This window comes from Klebsiella sp. M5al, from assembly GCF_002090195.1.
Taxonomy (GTDB): Bacteria; Pseudomonadota; Gammaproteobacteria; order Enterobacterales; family Enterobacteriaceae; genus Klebsiella; species Klebsiella grimontii.
The window spans coordinates 2,277,298-2,293,319 of the sequence record NZ_CP020657.1 but is presented as its reverse complement, the minus strand read 5'-3'; the positions used below and the strand labels follow the sequence as shown (position 1 = coordinate 2,293,319).

The following is a 16,022-nucleotide window of genomic DNA, read 5'->3' as shown; positions in this document are numbered from 1 at the left end:
CTGTCAAGGGATTATCAAGATGCGCTCTTTTCTTCCGCGCCGGGGTCGTACGGCAGATGAACGCGAATCAGCAGACCGCCGCTCGCCGGTGGCGACGCGCTAATACGCCCCCCGTGCGCCGCGCAGATAGCGCGCGCAATAGATAATCCCAGGCCGCTGCCGCCGGAGTGTCTGGCGCGGGACGCCTCCTCGCGGGTGAAACGCTGGAACATTTCCGGTAAAAAATGCCGCGCCACGCCGGGCCCGTCATCAACAAAATCGATGAGGTAAGCCCCCTCTTCGCGGCGCAGTTTAATAGAAAGATGGCCCCCCTTGCGCCCATAGCGAACGGCATTTTCCATCACGATGGTAAAGACCTGCCCCATGCGGAAGGCGTCGCCGCGAAAGGGGCATGCCGGCGAAGGCTGAATGGCGATCGTGACGCGCTGAGCGTCCGCCTGCGGCGTTAACCATGCGGCTCGCTCCTGCAGGAGCTCATCCAGAGCGAATGGCTGGTCATCCAGGACCAGATTGCCGGCATCCGCGAGGGAAAGGAGATGCAGTTCATCCGTCAGCCGATTCAGATGCTGGAGCTGTTTCATCACCATCTCCAGCTGCTGCGGCTGGGTATCAAAAACGCCATCCAGCATGCCCTGCAGACGGCCAATCGCCGCCGTTAGCGGAGAGCGAAGCTCATGCGCCATCGCCACATGCGAGGCGCGGAGTTCTTTATCGTAGCGGGCCAGCTGGCCGGTCATTTTGTTAAAGTCGGCGGCAAAGCGGATCATTTCCGCCGGCGCGTCCTCAATCAGCTCCGCCTGGCGGCCAAATTGCCCTCCGGTCACGTCCTTCGCCGCATCACGAAGACGGCTGAACTGCAGCGAGAGCGGACGGGCGTAGCGCAGCCCCATCACAACAATGAAGGGGATCATGACCAGCACCAGCACCGCGAAGGTCACCCAGTCCGCCGAGGCGATAGAGGGCGTGGAATAGCTCAATCCCCACCAGCTATCGACAATCTGATGAAAACGCGCCGGATTGGCCTCGGGATGGCGGCTGAGCGCGATAAATTCCTCGCGCAAGGCGGGCGGCATTTTATGCATGATCCAGTAGTTCTGCACGGCGAAGCGCAGCCACATACAGGTGGCGATAACAATCACGCTGCCGATAGCCAGCGCCAGAATGCGCCCGCAAATCCAGCGCCAGAGAGAAGAGTGACGGGTCTTGATCATGGTTGTCTGAACCGGTAGCCCACGCCGCGAACGTTGACCAACGCGCCGGATACTCCCGCGGCCTCCAGTTTTTTACGCAGGTTATAAATATGCGTATCCACCACGCGCTCCAGCGCTTCGCTCTCGGGAAGGCAGCGCTCCAGCAGATACTGTCGCGAGAAGGGGCGTACGGGGGCGCGCATCAGCGTGGCCAGAAGCGAAAACTCGGTCGGGGTCAGGTCGAGAATAGACGCAGGTTCCCCCGAGTGACTGACGGTCGCGACAATGGCCGCGACATCAACCTCCAGCCCCTGCCAGCGCAGAATGTCTTCCCGGGCGTCGTCTTTGCGACTACGCCGGAGCACGGCCTGAACGCGCGCCACCACTTCGCCAGGGTGGTAGGGTTTGACCACATAATCGTCGGCGCCGTAGCGCAGCGCGCCAATACGATCGGGCATGTCTCCCATTGCGGTCACCATAATCACCGGCACATCGCTTTTCCGCCGCAGGCTGGCCAACACCTCGGTTCCGTTTAGCCCGGGCAGCATCACATCCAGCAGGATCAGGTCAGGCTTCCAGCGCTGCGCCATATCCAGCCCGGAGAGTCCGTCCATGGTCACCGCCACGTCATAGTTTTCCCGGCGTAAATAGGCCTCAAGCACGCCGGCCGCGTCGGCGTCATCTTCAATTATCAGCACTCTTCTGGACAACATCTGTTCACCTTGACCGTTTCTTAACACTATCCCGACCGTTTATTGATTTAGCAAAACCATACTGCAGCGGCATTCTGCGGCGTCCCCGATCGGACGGCGCCCGTTTCCATATGGAGAACAGTATGATAGCCAGAAAAATTTCGCCGTATATGGTCGTGCCGTTTTTAATGGCGATAACGCCCGGCGCGCGCGCCGATGAAGCCGCCGCGCCTTCTGACGGGCTGACTATCGGGGTGGGGGGAAAGTACGCGCCTCGTTACAGCGGTTCTGACAAGCAGATTTGGCAGGTGGTTCCCGTACTGCAGGGGCGGAAAGGCGCTTTCTTTATTGATAGCCAAAAAGGCATAGGCTACGACCTGTCAGGCGACAGCGGCCTCTACTTCGAGCACACGCTCGGTTACGACCTCGGGCGAGCGGAAAAAAACTCGAGCTGGCGCGATGGGGCTAATACGCTGAAGGGGATGGGTAATATTAAAGCCACCATGAATACCGCCTTCGCCGTCGGCTGGTCGGTCACGCCGTGGCTCACCGTTGAAGGCAAGGCTACGCTTCCGCTCACCGACGCCCAGGGCGCGCATTATCAAACTTCCGTCACCCTCCTGCTGGTTCAAAACCCGCAGGATATCGTTGCTTTACAGTCCGCCGCGCTGTTTGGCGACAGCCGGTACGTCAATACGTTTTACGGGGTTGATCGCCGGCAGAGCATCCGTTCCGGCTATCGACCCTATCGCGCAGCCGGCGGACTTTACGGCATCGACAGCGCGCTGACCTGGAGCCATCAATATAACGAGCATTGGGGCTCCATACTCAGCGCCGGCTATAGCTGGCTCGGGGAACACGCTGCTGAGAGCCCGCTCGTCTCACGGCGCAATGAAGGTACCGTGACGGCGGCAATCACCTGGACATTTTGAGCTACAGGTCAGCGACAATGATTCCCTTATATAGCAGTAAACTACCGTTATTTTCGTTTATAGCGGCCTGGATAACGTGATGAAAAAAACCAGAAACCCCGACCACGCTAATGATAAACTTCTGCAGCGTTACCTTTAAATGTTAAGGAAAGAAAATGAGCACCATTGCCGTTGTTGTTCTGACTTACGTTAAACCGCTTGAGGAAGTAGACGCCCAGCTTGCTGCGCACGTGGAGTGGCTGAAGCAAGGGTACGCTGACGGAATATTTCTCGCTTCGGGGCGTAAAATCCCCAGGTCCGGCGGCGTGATTCTGGCTAAAGGCGATGATCTGGATGCGCTGCAAAACCGGCTGAGCCAGGATCCGTTCCAGCAATCGGGCGTAGCGAAAGTCGATATCATTCCTTTTGAAGCAACGATGGCCAGCCCCTCACTGCAGGCTCTTCTGTAGTGCGCTAAAAACAAAGCCCGGTCACCCGGGCTTTGCAGACTCAAAAGGACTCAGTAGTAGGCTTTCAGCGCGCGCTGGCAAAGCGTTGAGCGCACGCAATCGTCGGTCGTAAAGCGCACAATACCGACCATCTCATCTTCCTCAAAACGCGCCAGCGCATCGCTCAGGCCCGAGCGGACCCCAGAAGGCAGGTCGCACTGGGTAATGTCGCCGTTGACGATAACCGTCACGTTCTCCCCGAGGCGGGTCAAAAACATCTTCATTTGCGCAGCGGTCACGTTCTGGGCCTCGTCCAGAATCACCACCGCATTTTCAAATGTACGTCCGCGCATATAGGCGAACGGCGCGATTTCCACCTTGCCGATTTCCGGGCGCAGGCAGTACTGCATAAAGGAAGCCCCTAGTCTTCTCACCAGCACGTCATAAACCGGGCGGAAATAGGGAGCGAACTTCTCGGCGATATCTCCCGGTAAGAAGCCGAGATCTTCATCGGCCTGCAGAACGGGACGGGTAACAATAATTCTGTCCACATCCTTATGGATCAGCGCTTCAGCTGCTTTTGCCGCGCTAATCCAGGTCTTACCGCACCCGGCCTCGCCCGTCGCGAAGATCAGCTGTTTATTGTCGATGGCATTCAAATAATGCGCCTGAGCGTCATTGCGCGCTTCGATTGGCGAGGCGTCGCGGCTATCCCGCGCCATGCCAATGGCTTCTACGCCACTCATTTGCACAAGTGATGTGACCGATTCTTCTTCGCGCTGCTTATGGCTTCGCGAATCCTGTCTCAGCACACGTTTGGCCTCACGACGAGCTCTGGTCACTGCTTTTTGTCTTCCCATGGATAGCACCTTGCGTTGTTGGTTTACATCACACGCGTCACGATCGACGCGATTATGCGCACTAACGATTGAGGTTTGGCTTCCTTGTAAGCCATTGCTTGCCTGACGAATTGGCAGAGGGTCACGGCTACGCGCACCGGTAACCTTGCCTGGGTTCGGGTTTTCTTTACTAGAAGAGGAGGATTTTACGGTGTGAAAATCGCGGCCGGAAGTTGGGCTCCCGTGCTGATGAGTACGGTCTGGGGTTTGACGTTTTCCGTTACAGCAATCGGGCATTCGCGATCTCCATAATGAAACGAGACTACTGCCGAGAACTACCGCGCCTGTAATAAGTACATCAGAAATAATTCTAAGCGCAACTTATTTTTCACATACAGACAACAAATAATTCTCATCACAGCTGAGGAGAGTTTCCGACTATAAGATTACAGAAAAATGAAACAAGGCAGGAAATACAAAAAATGAATGGAAAAACAGCAGAAAACGCCCTGCCCTCGCGGGCAGGTACGTCAGGCTTCGAGCAGCGATTGCCCGAGATAATGCCGATCGTCGATAACCCCCGGCAGAACAAAGAAATAGCCGCCGCCAATGGGCTTCACGTACTCTTCCAGCGCTTCACCGTTCAGGCGCTTTTGCACCGTCAGAAAGCCTTTTTCCAGATCGTGCTGGTAGCAGACAAACAGCAGCCCCATATCCAGTTGCCCGGAATTGGTCACCCCCAGCGAATAGCTGTAGCCCCGGCGCATCATCAGGCTGGATTGCGTTTCCGGGGTGCGCGGGTTGGCAAGACGAATATGGCTATCGAGCGCAATGGTATCGCCGTCAGGGTCTTTGCTGTAATCCGGCACGTCGTGCTCGTGCTGCATCCCAAGCGGCGCACCGCTCAGCTTATCGCGACCAAAAATGGTCTGCTGCTCTTTCAGCGGCGTACGATCCCAGAACTCAACGTGGAACTGAATAATCCGCGCCGCCTGATAGCTGCCGCCCGTCGCCCACGCGGGCTCTCCCTGGTCGGCGGTTACCCACACCACCTTATCCATTAGCGCCTTATCGGTGCTCACCGGATTCGCGGTGCCGTCTTTGAAGCCCAGCAGGTTAACCGGCGTCTCTTTACCCTTGCTGCGCGCGGCGCTGTCGGAGATAAACCCTTCCCGCTTCCAGCGCACGCTAAGCAAATCCGGGGTGTGCTTAATCACGTCGCGCAGGGCGTGAATCACCGTATCCTGGGTGTTGGCGCAAATTTGCAGCAGCAGATCGCCGTGGCACAGCGCTGCATCCAGCGAATCGTTCGGAAAACGCGTCATCTTCTGCAGCGTCTTCGGCGCCTGATTAGCCAGGCCGAAACGCTCGTCAAACAGCGAATGCCCTACCGAGACGGTGATCGTCAGGTTATCCGGCGCGATCCACGGTCCGAGAATGCCTGAGTCCATCGGTGGCAGGCGCGGGTTCGGCGTCTCCGGCGCGGGACCGCCTTTGGTCAGAAAGGCGATACGCCCGGTCAGCAGGCGAAACAGGCGCTCAAGGTCCGCTTTATCGCTGGCGAGCACGTCAAAAGCGACAAGCATCATCGACGCCTGCTGCGGCGTCAGCACGCCGGCCTGATGCGGACCGTAAAACGGCTGCGCTTCCATACGCGCGTTTGGCGACAGCGTGCCCGGAGAGCTGTTGTCTTTAGCCGCGTGCGCCACCGGACAGCCGCCGGTTATCGCCAGCGCGCCGCCAAGCGCGCCGATCCCTTTTAACAACCGCCGCCGGGACGGTTCATTAACATCATATTTTTGCTCAGCCATCGACTTAGTCCAGACCCAGGATCCCGCGCAGCTGGGCCAAATCTTCCGCCAGCGTGGTGATCGGGCCTTTCAGCGCGTTGCGATCGGCATCCGTCAGCTTGTCATAGGTCTCGAAGCCGTCTTTGGTGCGGTATTTGCTGAGAATGGTATCCACTTTTTTGAAGTTGGCGTCCACCTTCGCCAGCAGAGCGCTGTTCTCTTTCTGCAGCTGCGGACGCAGCAGGTCGACGATTTTCTGCGCGCCGTCAATGTTGGCCTGGAAATCCCACAGGTCGGTATGGCTGTAGCGATCTTCTTCGCCGCTGATTTTGCTGGCGGCCACTTCTTCAATCAGCCCGGCAGCGCCGCCGACCACTTTTGACGGCGGGAACGCCAGTTCGCTAATGCGTTTTTGCAGCTCGAGAACGTCGGCGTTCAATTGATCGGCATAGTTATCCATTCCCTTGACGCTGTTATCGCCAAACAGCGCTTTTTCCAGCCGGTGGAAACCGGTGAATTTCGGATCTTCGGCTTTTTTCTCGTAGTCATCCTCGCGGGCGTCAATGCTGCCATCGAGGTCGGAGAACAGCTCGGCGATCGGTTCAATACGTTCGTAGTGCTGGCGCGTCGGCGCGTACAGCGCTTTCGCCTTCTCGATATCGCCCGCTTTCACCGCATCGGTAAAGGCTTTGGTGCCGCTAACCAGCTCCGCGGTCTCGGCGGTAACGTAGGCTTTATAGGCGGTAATGGCTTCACCCAGGCTGAGCAGCGCATCGGCTTTGGCGGCATCTTTGGTCGCCTCGCCGGTCACCGTCAGTTTGCCTTTCGGGTTGGTCAGCAGACCGCAGGTCATATCATATTCGCCCGGCTGCAGGTTGGCCGTCAGCTTTTGCGTAAAGCCGGGAGCGATATTCTCCCGCTCTTCCACCACCATCACCCCTTTCAGAATCTCCCACTCCAGCGCTTTCTGGCTGTGGTTCTGAATGATGAACTGGGTTTTACCCGCCTTCACGGTGACGTTCATCGGCTCGCACTGTTTGTCGGTGACGGTCACTTTGACCTGCGGAATATCGGCCGCCTGGGCGTAAAAAGCCGAGCTGAACAGCGCAGCGAGCGTAAGCTGCAGCGCATTACGACGAAAATGATTCATCATGACCATCCCTTTCGATAAGTATGTTGTCACTATTGCAATCCGCGATGCCCGACTACGCTGCCCGGGATGCGGTGGTTTTTTTTCCCGGCGGCGAGACGTACAGCGCCAGCGCCGGGATCAAATAGATAAAGTAGACCGCCACTTCGCTGACGGTCGGCGTTTCCTGATAGCCAAAGATCCCCTCCAGCAGCGTGCCGAATAGCGTGTGCGTCGAAATGACGTTGCTCAGGTCGAAGGCGACCTCCTGAAAATGGTTCCACAATCCGGCCTCATGGAAGGCGCGGATAGCTCCTGCGGCGAGGCCTGCGGCCACCAGTAAAATAAACAGGCTGGTCCATTTGAAGAAGACGCCGAGATTCATGCGGATACCGCCCCAGTAGATCAGGAACCCTAAAACGATGGCCGTCGCCAGGCCGAGCATCGCCCCAATGGGCGGCCAGATCCCGACATCCTGCTGGAAGGCGGCGAGCAGGAAAAAGACCGATTCCAGGCCTTCACGCGCGACGGCGAAAAAGACCATCATCACCAGCGCCCAGCCGTGATTGTTCCCGCGCTGGAGGGCATTATCGACCGCCTGCTCAAGCTGCTGTTTGACGTTGCGCGACACTTTACGCATCCAGAACACCATCCACGTCAGAATGCACACTGCCACCACTGCCACGATGCCCTCAAACAGCTCCTGCTCGCGCTGCGGAAACTCACCGGTGGTTTCGTTGATGAAGATGCCCAGGCCCAGGCACAGCGCCGCTGCAAGCAGCACCCCAATCCACATTACGCCAATCCAGCTGCCGCGCTGGGTGCGTTTCAGATAGCTGGCAATCAGGCTGACAATCAGCGCAGCTTCCAGGCCTTCACGTAACATGATGAGAAATGGGACAAACATGCCAACACCCTTAAATGTGAACCGCAGTCAACTGATGCAAAGATAGGTAAATATTTCTGATAGTGATTATCATTACAATAATCAGAAACACAAGTGAAATGTGGAGTGAATGATGACGATTTGTAAATTAATCGCGAACAAATAATGACTTGCGCGATTATCTCGCAGCCCTGGCCCCACGGGGCAGGAGAAGGGGATTTTTTGCGGTGGATATTTACCCGGCTGCGCAGCTGTGGCTAAATGGCGGCCTTATTGACCTGCGAAATAAACGACATGACTCAATTCTTGCACTTCCTGCTGGCGCTGGTGGTTATCCTCGCCCTTGCCTGGCTCGCCAGCTATGACCGTAAAAAAATCCGCATTCGCTATATTATCCAGCTAATTGTTATTGAAGTTGCCCTGGCTTTCTTTTTTCTCCACGCCGAAAGCGGCCTGTGGCTAGTGAAAAATATTGCTTCCTTTTTTGAATCCCTGCTCGGTTTTGCCGCCGAAGGCACCAATTTTGTATTTGGCGGCATGAGTGAAAAAGGGCTGGCGTTTATTTTCCTTGGCGTGCTGTGCCCCATCGTCTTTATCTCCGCGCTCATCGGTATTCTTCAGCACTGGCGTATTCTGCCGATTTTCATTCGCCTGATTGGCACCCTGCTGTCAAAGGTTAACGGTATGGGCAAGCTGGAGTCCTTCAACGCGGTCAGTTCGCTGATCCTCGGACAATCAGAGAACTTTATTGCCTATAAAGGCGTGCTCGGCGACCTCTCTTCACGCCGCCTGTTCACCATGTCGGCCACCGCGATGTCGACGGTTTCGCTCTCCATCGTCGGCGCTTATATGAGCATGCTCGACGCGAAATACGTCGTCGCCGCGCTGATCCTGAATATGTTCAGCACCTTTATTGTGCTGTCGATCATTAACCCGACGCGTCTGGGCAGCGAGGAGGAGATCAAGCTTGAAAAGCTGCATGAGTCCCAGAGTTTCTTTGAAATGCTCGGTGAATATATTCTGGCCGGTTTTAAAGTCGCGATGATTATTCTGGCGATGCTGATCGGTTTTATCGCCTTAATTAGCGCGATTAATGCCCTCTTCGCCACGATATTTGGCCTGAGCTTCCAGCAGATCCTCGGCTACGTCTTTTATCCGCTGGCGTGGCTAATTGGCATTCCGCTTAGCGATGCGCTGAACGCCGGGAGTATTATGGCGACGAAACTGGTGGCCAATGAATTTGTCGCCATGATTGAGCTGCAAAAAATAGCCGCCAGCATGACGCCGCGCGGGCTGGGAATTTTATCCGTGTTTCTGGTTTCCTTCGCCAACTTTGCCTCTATCGGCATTATCGCCGGGGCGATTAAAGGCCTGAACGAGCAGCAGGGGAATATCGTTTCCCGCTTCGGCCTGCGCCTGGTGTATGGCGCAACGCTGGTCAGCCTGCTCTCCGCCAGCTTCGCGGGGCTGGTGCTGTAAATACAGCGCGTTGGCCTGTTATCCCGGGTAAGGCGTTAGCCGCAACCCGGGAATGTCATCGGATTCAAGTTAAAAATGTACGCACACCGGCTGGTCAACGCGCATCACCGACTCCTGCGCAAAGCGTGATTTATAGGTAGTGCGTAGCGCCTCAATCCCCTCTTCGCTCTTCGCATCTTTACCGTGAATCAGCATCAGCGCTTTGCTCTGCTCGCGCGCCACGGTACCATCATTGCCCAGCCACTGCCCGCGCGCGTCAAAGACCGTCAGGCCATCGCGAAAGCGCGGCGTCACGTCGCGGTCAACGAACTGCTGCCACTCCTGAGCGGTGATATCCTTCCCGGCCGGACGGCTTAAGCCGAAATAGAGCGTGGTTTGCACCATCGCGTTATCCGCCGGGCAGGCGTTAGCATCAACCGCCGGGGTGGTCTTCGCGGCAGGCGCTACGCAGCCGCTCAATAATCCTGCCAGCACCAGCGCCACTGCACCCTGTCTGAAACTCATTTCGCTACCCTCATTGTTATTTGTGCTGAGATATCAGCGTATTTTCAAACGATTAGCAAGAGGCATAAATAACAAAGCCCGCAGAGCGCGGGCTTGATGAGGCTGCAGAGGCTTACTCGGCGGTTGCGCGTACCGGCGGCGCGGAGTGATAATGGGCGTCTGCTTCGGCGAAGCGTCGCTGCATCTCGGAGGAAGGCGCTTTACCCAGCAGGCTGAAGACCACAATCCCCAGGCTACCAAAGATAAAGCCTGGGATGATTTCATACAGGCCCAGCCAGCCGAACTGCTTCCAGACGATGACCGTGACCGCGCCGATGATCATCCCGGCCAGCGCGCCGTTCCGGGTCATTCGTGACCACATCACCGAGAACAGCACCACCGGGCCAAACGCCGCGCCAAAGCCTGCCCATGCGTAGCTCACCAGACCCAGCACGCGGTTCTCCGGGTTGGCAGCCAGGGCGATAGACACCAGCGCCACGACCAGCACCATAAAGCGTCCTACCCATACCAGCTCTTTCTGACCGGCATTTTTACGCAGAAACGCTTTATACAGATCTTCGGTAATCGCGCTGGAGCACACCAGCAGCTGGCAGCTCAGGGTCGACATCACCGCCGCCAGAATCGCCGACAGCAGGATCCCGGCAATCCACGGATTGAACAGAATCTGCGCCAGTTCGATAAACACGCGTTCGGCGTTCTGGTTGACCGCTCCGGCAACGCCCGGGTTGTTATTGAAGTAGGCAATACCAAAGAAACCGACGGCAACGGCGCCCGCCAGGCAGAGGATCATCCAGGTCATGCTGATACGACGAGCGTGAACGATGCTGTGGTGCGAGTCCGCGGCCATAAAGCGCGCCAGAATATGCGGCTGACCAAAATAACCCAGCCCCCAGCCCATCAGCGAAATAATCGCCACAAAGTTCAGGCCCTTGAGCATATCGACGTTCTCAATACTCTTTTGCTTAATCACTTCCAGAGAATCGCCAAAACCGCCGACGGAAATGACCACCATCACCGGCGTCAGGATCAGGGCGAATATCATCAGGCTGGCCTGGACGGTATCGGTCCAGCTCACCGCGAGGAAGCCGCCGACGAAGGTATAAATAATGGTTGCCGCCGCGCCGGCCCACAGCGCGGTTTCATAACTCATGCCAAAGGTGCTTTCAAACAGACGTGCGCCGGCCACAATCCCGGAAGCGCAATAGATGGTGAAAAATAACAAAATCACCAGCGCCGAGATAATTCGCAGCACGCGGCTTTGATCTTCAAAGCGGCCGGTAAAATAATCCGGCAGCGTCAGGGCGTTATTATTGACTTCGGTATGCACCCGCAAACGCCCCGCCACCAGCTTCCAGTTAATCCATGCGCCTAACGTCAGGCCAATGGCAATCCAGCTTTCGGAAATACCGGAAATAAATATCGCCCCTGGCAGCCCCATCAGCAGCCAGCCGCTCATATCGGAGGCCCCGGCGGAGAGCGCCGTGACGAATGGGCCAAGGCTGCGGCCGCCGAGAATATAATCATCAAAGTTCTTCGTCGAACGCCAGGCAATAAAACCGATGAGTACCATGCCAAAAATATAAACAATAAAAGTCACCAACATGGGTGTGCTAATAGCCATGTAAAAATCTCCAGAATTTTTGTCGACAGCGTCCAAATTTGTCGTTTTATCCACTACCGGAACGGGGCAATGGCCTATTGGTTGTATTGGGCGACCGTATCCTGACGGAAGCTTTGTTTTTTCACAAACGATTTAACACAGCATTTACACGAAATGCTTCCGGGACCAAACTTCATTTTGTTATAGGTTGCACTCTCTCACGTTTTTAGCGGTTGCACCACGCAAAAGTGTTAAGTGACGCATAGAAATACCTTATTAGACAGGGGATAAATATCTGCTATTTTCGTCATTATTTTTAACAATCCCGGCGTTTTACTACCTGCCACACAATTCTCAATTAACAAGGTTGCACAAAGTTGCAACATGGTAGATATTTCTACGCAACCTCATCTTGGCACGAAGACGTTCTATTACAGGAGTTCCTGACATGGGCACCACCACCATGGGTGTAAAACTTGACGACGCGACGCGTGAACGTATTAAATCCGCGGCGAGCCGTATTGACCGCACGCCGCACTGGCTGATTAAACAGGCCATTTTCAACTATCTGGAAAAGCTGGAAAACGACGAGACGCTGCCGGAGCTGCCGGCGCTGCTGTCCGGCGCGGCTAACGAAAGCGATGAGGCCGGTAACCCGGCTGACGAACCTTATCAGCCCTTCCTCGATTTCGCCGAGCAGATCCTGCCGCAGTCCGTTTCCCGCGCGTCGATCACCGCCGCCTGGCGCTGGGCCGAAACCGACGCCGTACCGATGCTGCTGGAGCAGGCTCGCCTGCCGCAGACTCTCGGCGAACAGGCGCACAAGCTCGCGTATCAGCTGGCGGAAAAGCTGCGCAATCAGAAAACCGCCAGCGGCCGCGCCGGAATGGTGCAAAGCCTGCTGCAGGAGTTCTCACTCTCCTCACAGGAGGGCGTGGCGCTGATGTGCCTGGCGGAAGCGCTGCTGCGCATTCCGGACAAAGCCACCCGCGACGCCCTGATCCGCGACAAAATCAGCAACGGCAACTGGCAGTCGCATATCGGCCGCAGCCCGTCGCTGTTCGTCAACGCCGCCACCTGGGGGCTGCTGTTTACCGGCAAGCTGGTCTCGCCCCATAACGAAACCAGCCTGTCGCGTTCGCTGAACCGCATTATCGGCAAGAGCGGCGAGCCGCTGATTCGTAAAGGCGTCGATATGGCGATGCGCCTGATGGGCGAGCAGTTCGTCACCGGCGAAACCATCGCCGAAGCGCTGGCCAACGCCCGCAAGCTGGAAGACAAAGGCTTCCGCTACTCCTACGATATGCTCGGCGAAGCGGCGCTGACCGCCGACGATGCCCAGGCCTATATGGTCTCCTACCAGCAGGCGATCCACGCCATCGGCAAAGCCTCCAACGGACGGGGCATTTATGAAGGACCGGGCATTTCTATTAAGCTCTCCGCGCTGCACCCGCGCTACAGCCGCGCCCAGTACGACCGCGCGATGGAAGAGCTTTACCCGCGCCTCAAGTCGCTGACCCTGCTGGCGCGCCAGTACGATATCGGCATCAACATTGACGCCGAAGAGGCCGATCGGCTGGAGATCTCTCTCGATCTGCTGGAAAAACTCTGCTTTGAGCCGGAGCTGGCGGGCTGGAACGGGATTGGCTTTGTCATTCAGGCCTACCAGAAACGCTGCCCGTTCGTGATTGACTACCTGATCGACCTCGCCACCCGCAGCCGCCGTCGCCTGATGATTCGTCTGGTAAAAGGCGCCTACTGGGACAGCGAAATCAAACGCGCGCAGATGGACGGCCTCGAAGGCTATCCGGTCTATACCCGCAAGGTCTACACCGACGTCTCCTATCTGGCCTGCGCGAAAAAGCTGCTGGCGGTGCCGAACCTGATCTACCCGCAGTTCGCGACCCATAACGCCCACACCCTGGCGGCGATTTATCAGCTGGCCGGGCAGAACTACTACCCTGGACAGTACGAATTCCAGTGCCTGCACGGCATGGGCGAGCCGCTGTACGAGCAGGTCACCGGTAAGATCGCCGATGGCAAACTCAACCGCCCGTGTCGTATTTACGCGCCGGTCGGCACCCACGAAACGCTGCTGGCGTATCTGGTGCGCCGTCTGCTGGAAAACGGCGCCAACACCTCGTTTGTTAACCGGATCGCCGACAGCACCCTGCCGCTGGACGAGCTGGTTGCCGACCCGGTCGCCGCGGTGGAAAAACTGGCCCAGCAGGAAGGTCAGGTGGGCCTGCCACACCCGAAAATCCCGCTGCCGCGCGATCTTTACGGTAAAGGGCGCAGCAATTCCGCCGGTCTGGATCTGGCCAATGAGCATCGCCTGGCCTCCCTCTCCTCCTCGCTATTAAACAGCGCGCTGCATAAGTGGCAGGCGCTGCCGATGCTGGAACAGCCGGTGGCCGAAGGCGAAATGCAGCCAGTCATCAACCCGGCGGAGCCAAAAGATATCGTCGGCTACGTGCGCGAAGCCAGCGATGACGAAGTTCAGCAGGCGCTGACCAGCGCGGTTAACAACGCGCCAATCTGGTTCGCCACCCCGCCGCAGGAGCGCGCGGCGATCCTCGAACGCGCCGCGGTGCTGATGGAAGGCCAGATGCCGACCCTGATGGGCATCCTGGTACGCGAAGCGGGGAAAACCTTCAGCAACGCGATTGCCGAAGTGCGCGAAGCGGTGGATTTCCTCCACTATTATGCCGGCCAGGTGCGCAACGATTTTGACAACGAAACCCATCGCCCGCTGGGCCCGGTCGTCTGTATCAGCCCGTGGAACTTCCCGCTGGCGATCTTTAGCGGACAAATTGCCGCCGCGCTGGCGGCAGGCAATACCGTGCTGGCAAAACCGGCCGAGCAGACGCCGCTGATCGCCGCTCAGGGCGTGGCGATCCTGCTGGAAGCGGGCGTGCCGCCGGGCGTTATTCAACTGCTGCCGGGCCGCGGGGAAACCGTCGGCGCCGCGCTGACTTCCGACGAGCGCGTACGCGGCGTGATGTTCACCGGCTCAACCGAAGTCGCCACCCTATTGCAGCGCAATATCGCCAGCCGCCTGGACGCTCAGGGCCGCCCGACGCCGCTGATCGCCGAAACTGGCGGCATGAACGCGATGATCGTTGACTCTTCAGCATTAACCGAACAGGTGGTGATCGACGTTCTCGCCTCGGCGTTCGACAGCGCCGGACAGCGTTGCTCCGCCCTGCGCGTACTCTGCCTGCAGGATGATATCGCCGACCATACGCTGACCATGTTGCGCGGCGCGATGGCCGAGTGCCGGATGGGCAACCCGGGGCGTCTGACCACCGATATCGGGCCGGTGATTGACGCCGAAGCCAAAGAGAATATCGAGCGCCACATCCAGACGCTGCGCGCCAAAGGGCGCAAAGTCTTCCAGGCGGTGCGCGAAAACGGCGAAGATTCCCGCGAGTGGGCCAGCGGTACTTTCGTTCCGCCGACGCTCATTGAGCTCGACAGCTTCGACGAGCTGAAAAAAGAGGTCTTCGGCCCGGTGCTGCACGTGGTGCGCTATAACCGCAACGAGCTGGAGGGGCTGGTCGAACAGATCAACGCCTCCGGCTACGGCCTGACCCTCGGCGTACATACCCGTATTGACGAAACCATCGCTCAGGTTACCGGCAGCGCCAACGTCGGCAACCTGTACGTCAACCGCAATATGGTCGGCGCCGTGGTCGGCGTGCAGCCGTTCGGCGGCGAGGGCCTGTCGGGTACCGGTCCAAAAGCCGGCGGCCCGTTGTATCTGTACCGACTGCTTTCCAGCCGCCCGCAGAACGCCGTCGGGATCACCCTCGCCCGTCAGGACCCGGAGTACCCGCTGGACGCGCAGCTGAAGACGCTACTGGAAAAACCGCTGGTCGCTTTACAGCAGTGGGCGGCGGATCGCCCGGAACTGCAGGCCCTGTGCCAGCAGTTCAGCAAGCAGGCACAGGCCGGAACCCAGCGTCTGCTGCCCGGGCCAACCGGCGAGCGCAACACCCTGACCTTTATGCCGCGCGACCGGGTGCTGTGCGTGGCCGATAACGAGCAGGACGCGCTCACCCAACTGGCGGGCGTGACCGCCGTTGGCTGCGAAGTGCTGTGGCCGGACGCCCCTCTGCAGCGCGAGCTGGCGAAAAAGCTGCCGCGCGAGGTCAGCGAGCGGATCCACTTCGCCAAAGCGGAAACCCTGACGACCGAGCCTTTCGATGCGGTTATCTACCACGGCGATTCCGATCAGCTGCGGGAGCTGTGCGAACAGGTGGCGGCGCGCGATGGCGCGATCGTTTCGGTGCAGGGCTTCGCCCGCGGCGAGAGCAATCTGCTGCTGGAGCGCCTCTATATTGAACGTTCGCTCAGCGTCAATACCGCCGCGGCCGGCGGCAACGCCAGCCTGATGACGATTGGCTAAGACCGCTCCCCGGGTCGCGGCTAACGCCTTACCCGGGCTACCCCAACGCAGGCCGCGCGTACCCGTAGCCCGGGCAAGGCGCTCTGCGCCGCCCCCGGGAAAACGGACGGCACAACGTCAGCTAATGACACCAGGCGCAGGC

12 protein-coding genes are annotated in these 16,022 nt (G+C 58.1%); 4 read left to right on the top strand and 8 right to left on the bottom strand.

Going from position 1 to position 16,022, the window contains the following annotated elements; all coding sequences use genetic code 11:
* Positions 1–14: 14 nt before the first annotated feature.
* Both BWI76_RS10850 and BWI76_RS10845 read right to left on the bottom strand, forming a co-directional pair.
* A complete protein-coding gene (locus tag BWI76_RS10850) occupies positions 15–1,211 on the bottom strand; it encodes a sensor histidine kinase (protein WP_004871255.1) in 1,197 nt (398 codons plus the stop codon).
* Positions 1,208–1,903, bottom strand: coding sequence for a response regulator (locus BWI76_RS10845; protein ID WP_004871257.1), 696 nt, complete (start codon positions 1,901–1,903; stop codon positions 1,208–1,210). The genes BWI76_RS10850 and BWI76_RS10845 overlap by 4 nt, the downstream gene beginning before the upstream one ends.
* Before the next feature lie 122 nt (positions 1,904–2,025).
* Here BWI76_RS10845 and BWI76_RS10840 point away from each other — a divergent pair, with 122 nt between their 5' ends.
* On the top strand, positions 2,026–2,814 hold the full coding sequence (locus BWI76_RS10840; RefSeq protein WP_049088269.1) for a MipA/OmpV family protein: 789 nt from the start codon (positions 2,026–2,028) through the stop codon (positions 2,812–2,814).
* Between the two features lie 155 nt (positions 2,815–2,969).
* Positions 2,970–3,263, top strand: a complete 294-nt coding sequence (locus BWI76_RS10835; RefSeq protein WP_004871263.1) for a YciI family protein — start codon at positions 2,970–2,972, stop codon at positions 3,261–3,263.
* 50 nt (positions 3,264–3,313) lie between these two features.
* Here BWI76_RS10835 and phoH read toward each other — a convergent pair whose 3' ends face one another.
* The 4 genes from phoH to efeU form a co-directional block, all read right to left on the bottom strand.
* Positions 3,314–4,102, bottom strand: a complete 789-nt coding sequence (phoH, locus tag BWI76_RS10830; RefSeq protein WP_004871266.1) for a phosphate starvation-inducible protein PhoH — start codon at positions 4,100–4,102, stop codon at positions 3,314–3,316.
* A gap of 509 nt (positions 4,103–4,611) precedes the next feature.
* Positions 4,612–5,892: an iron uptake transporter deferrochelatase/peroxidase subunit gene (efeB, locus tag BWI76_RS10825; protein WP_004871269.1), complete on the bottom strand. Its 1,281-nt coding sequence runs from the start codon at positions 5,890–5,892 to the stop codon at positions 4,612–4,614.
* A gap of 4 nt (positions 5,893–5,896) precedes the next feature.
* Entirely contained in the window at positions 5,897–7,024 is a 1,128-nt protein-coding gene (efeO, locus tag BWI76_RS10820; protein ID WP_024359574.1) for an iron uptake system protein EfeO, read from the bottom strand.
* Positions 7,025–7,076: 52 nt separating this feature from the next.
* A complete protein-coding gene (gene efeU, locus BWI76_RS10815) occupies positions 7,077–7,907 on the bottom strand; it encodes an iron uptake transporter permease EfeU (RefSeq protein ID WP_004131307.1) in 831 nt (276 codons plus the stop codon).
* A 273-nt stretch (positions 7,908–8,180) separates the two neighbouring features.
* On the opposite strand from efeU, the gene BWI76_RS10810 reads away from it, so the two are divergent.
* Entirely contained in the window at positions 8,181–9,365 is a 1,185-nt protein-coding gene (locus BWI76_RS10810) for a NupC/NupG family nucleoside CNT transporter (protein ID WP_004871277.1), read from the top strand.
* Between the two features lie 69 nt (positions 9,366–9,434).
* Here the strand turns inward: BWI76_RS10810 and BWI76_RS10805 are convergent, their stop codons facing one another.
* A complete protein-coding gene (locus BWI76_RS10805) occupies positions 9,435–9,869 on the bottom strand; it encodes a DUF3574 domain-containing protein (RefSeq protein WP_004131305.1) in 435 nt (144 codons plus the stop codon).
* A gap of 112 nt (positions 9,870–9,981) precedes the next feature.
* Positions 9,982–11,490, bottom strand: a complete 1,509-nt coding sequence (putP, locus tag BWI76_RS10800; protein ID WP_004871280.1) for a sodium/proline symporter PutP — start codon at positions 11,488–11,490, stop codon at positions 9,982–9,984.
* 427 nt (positions 11,491–11,917) lie between these two features.
* Here putP and putA point away from each other — a divergent pair, with 427 nt between their 5' ends.
* A complete protein-coding gene (putA, locus tag BWI76_RS10795; RefSeq protein ID WP_084402779.1) occupies positions 11,918–15,880 on the top strand; it encodes a trifunctional transcriptional regulator/proline dehydrogenase/L-glutamate gamma-semialdehyde dehydrogenase in 3,963 nt (1,320 codons plus the stop codon).
* The last annotated feature ends 142 nt before the right edge of the window (positions 15,881–16,022 follow it).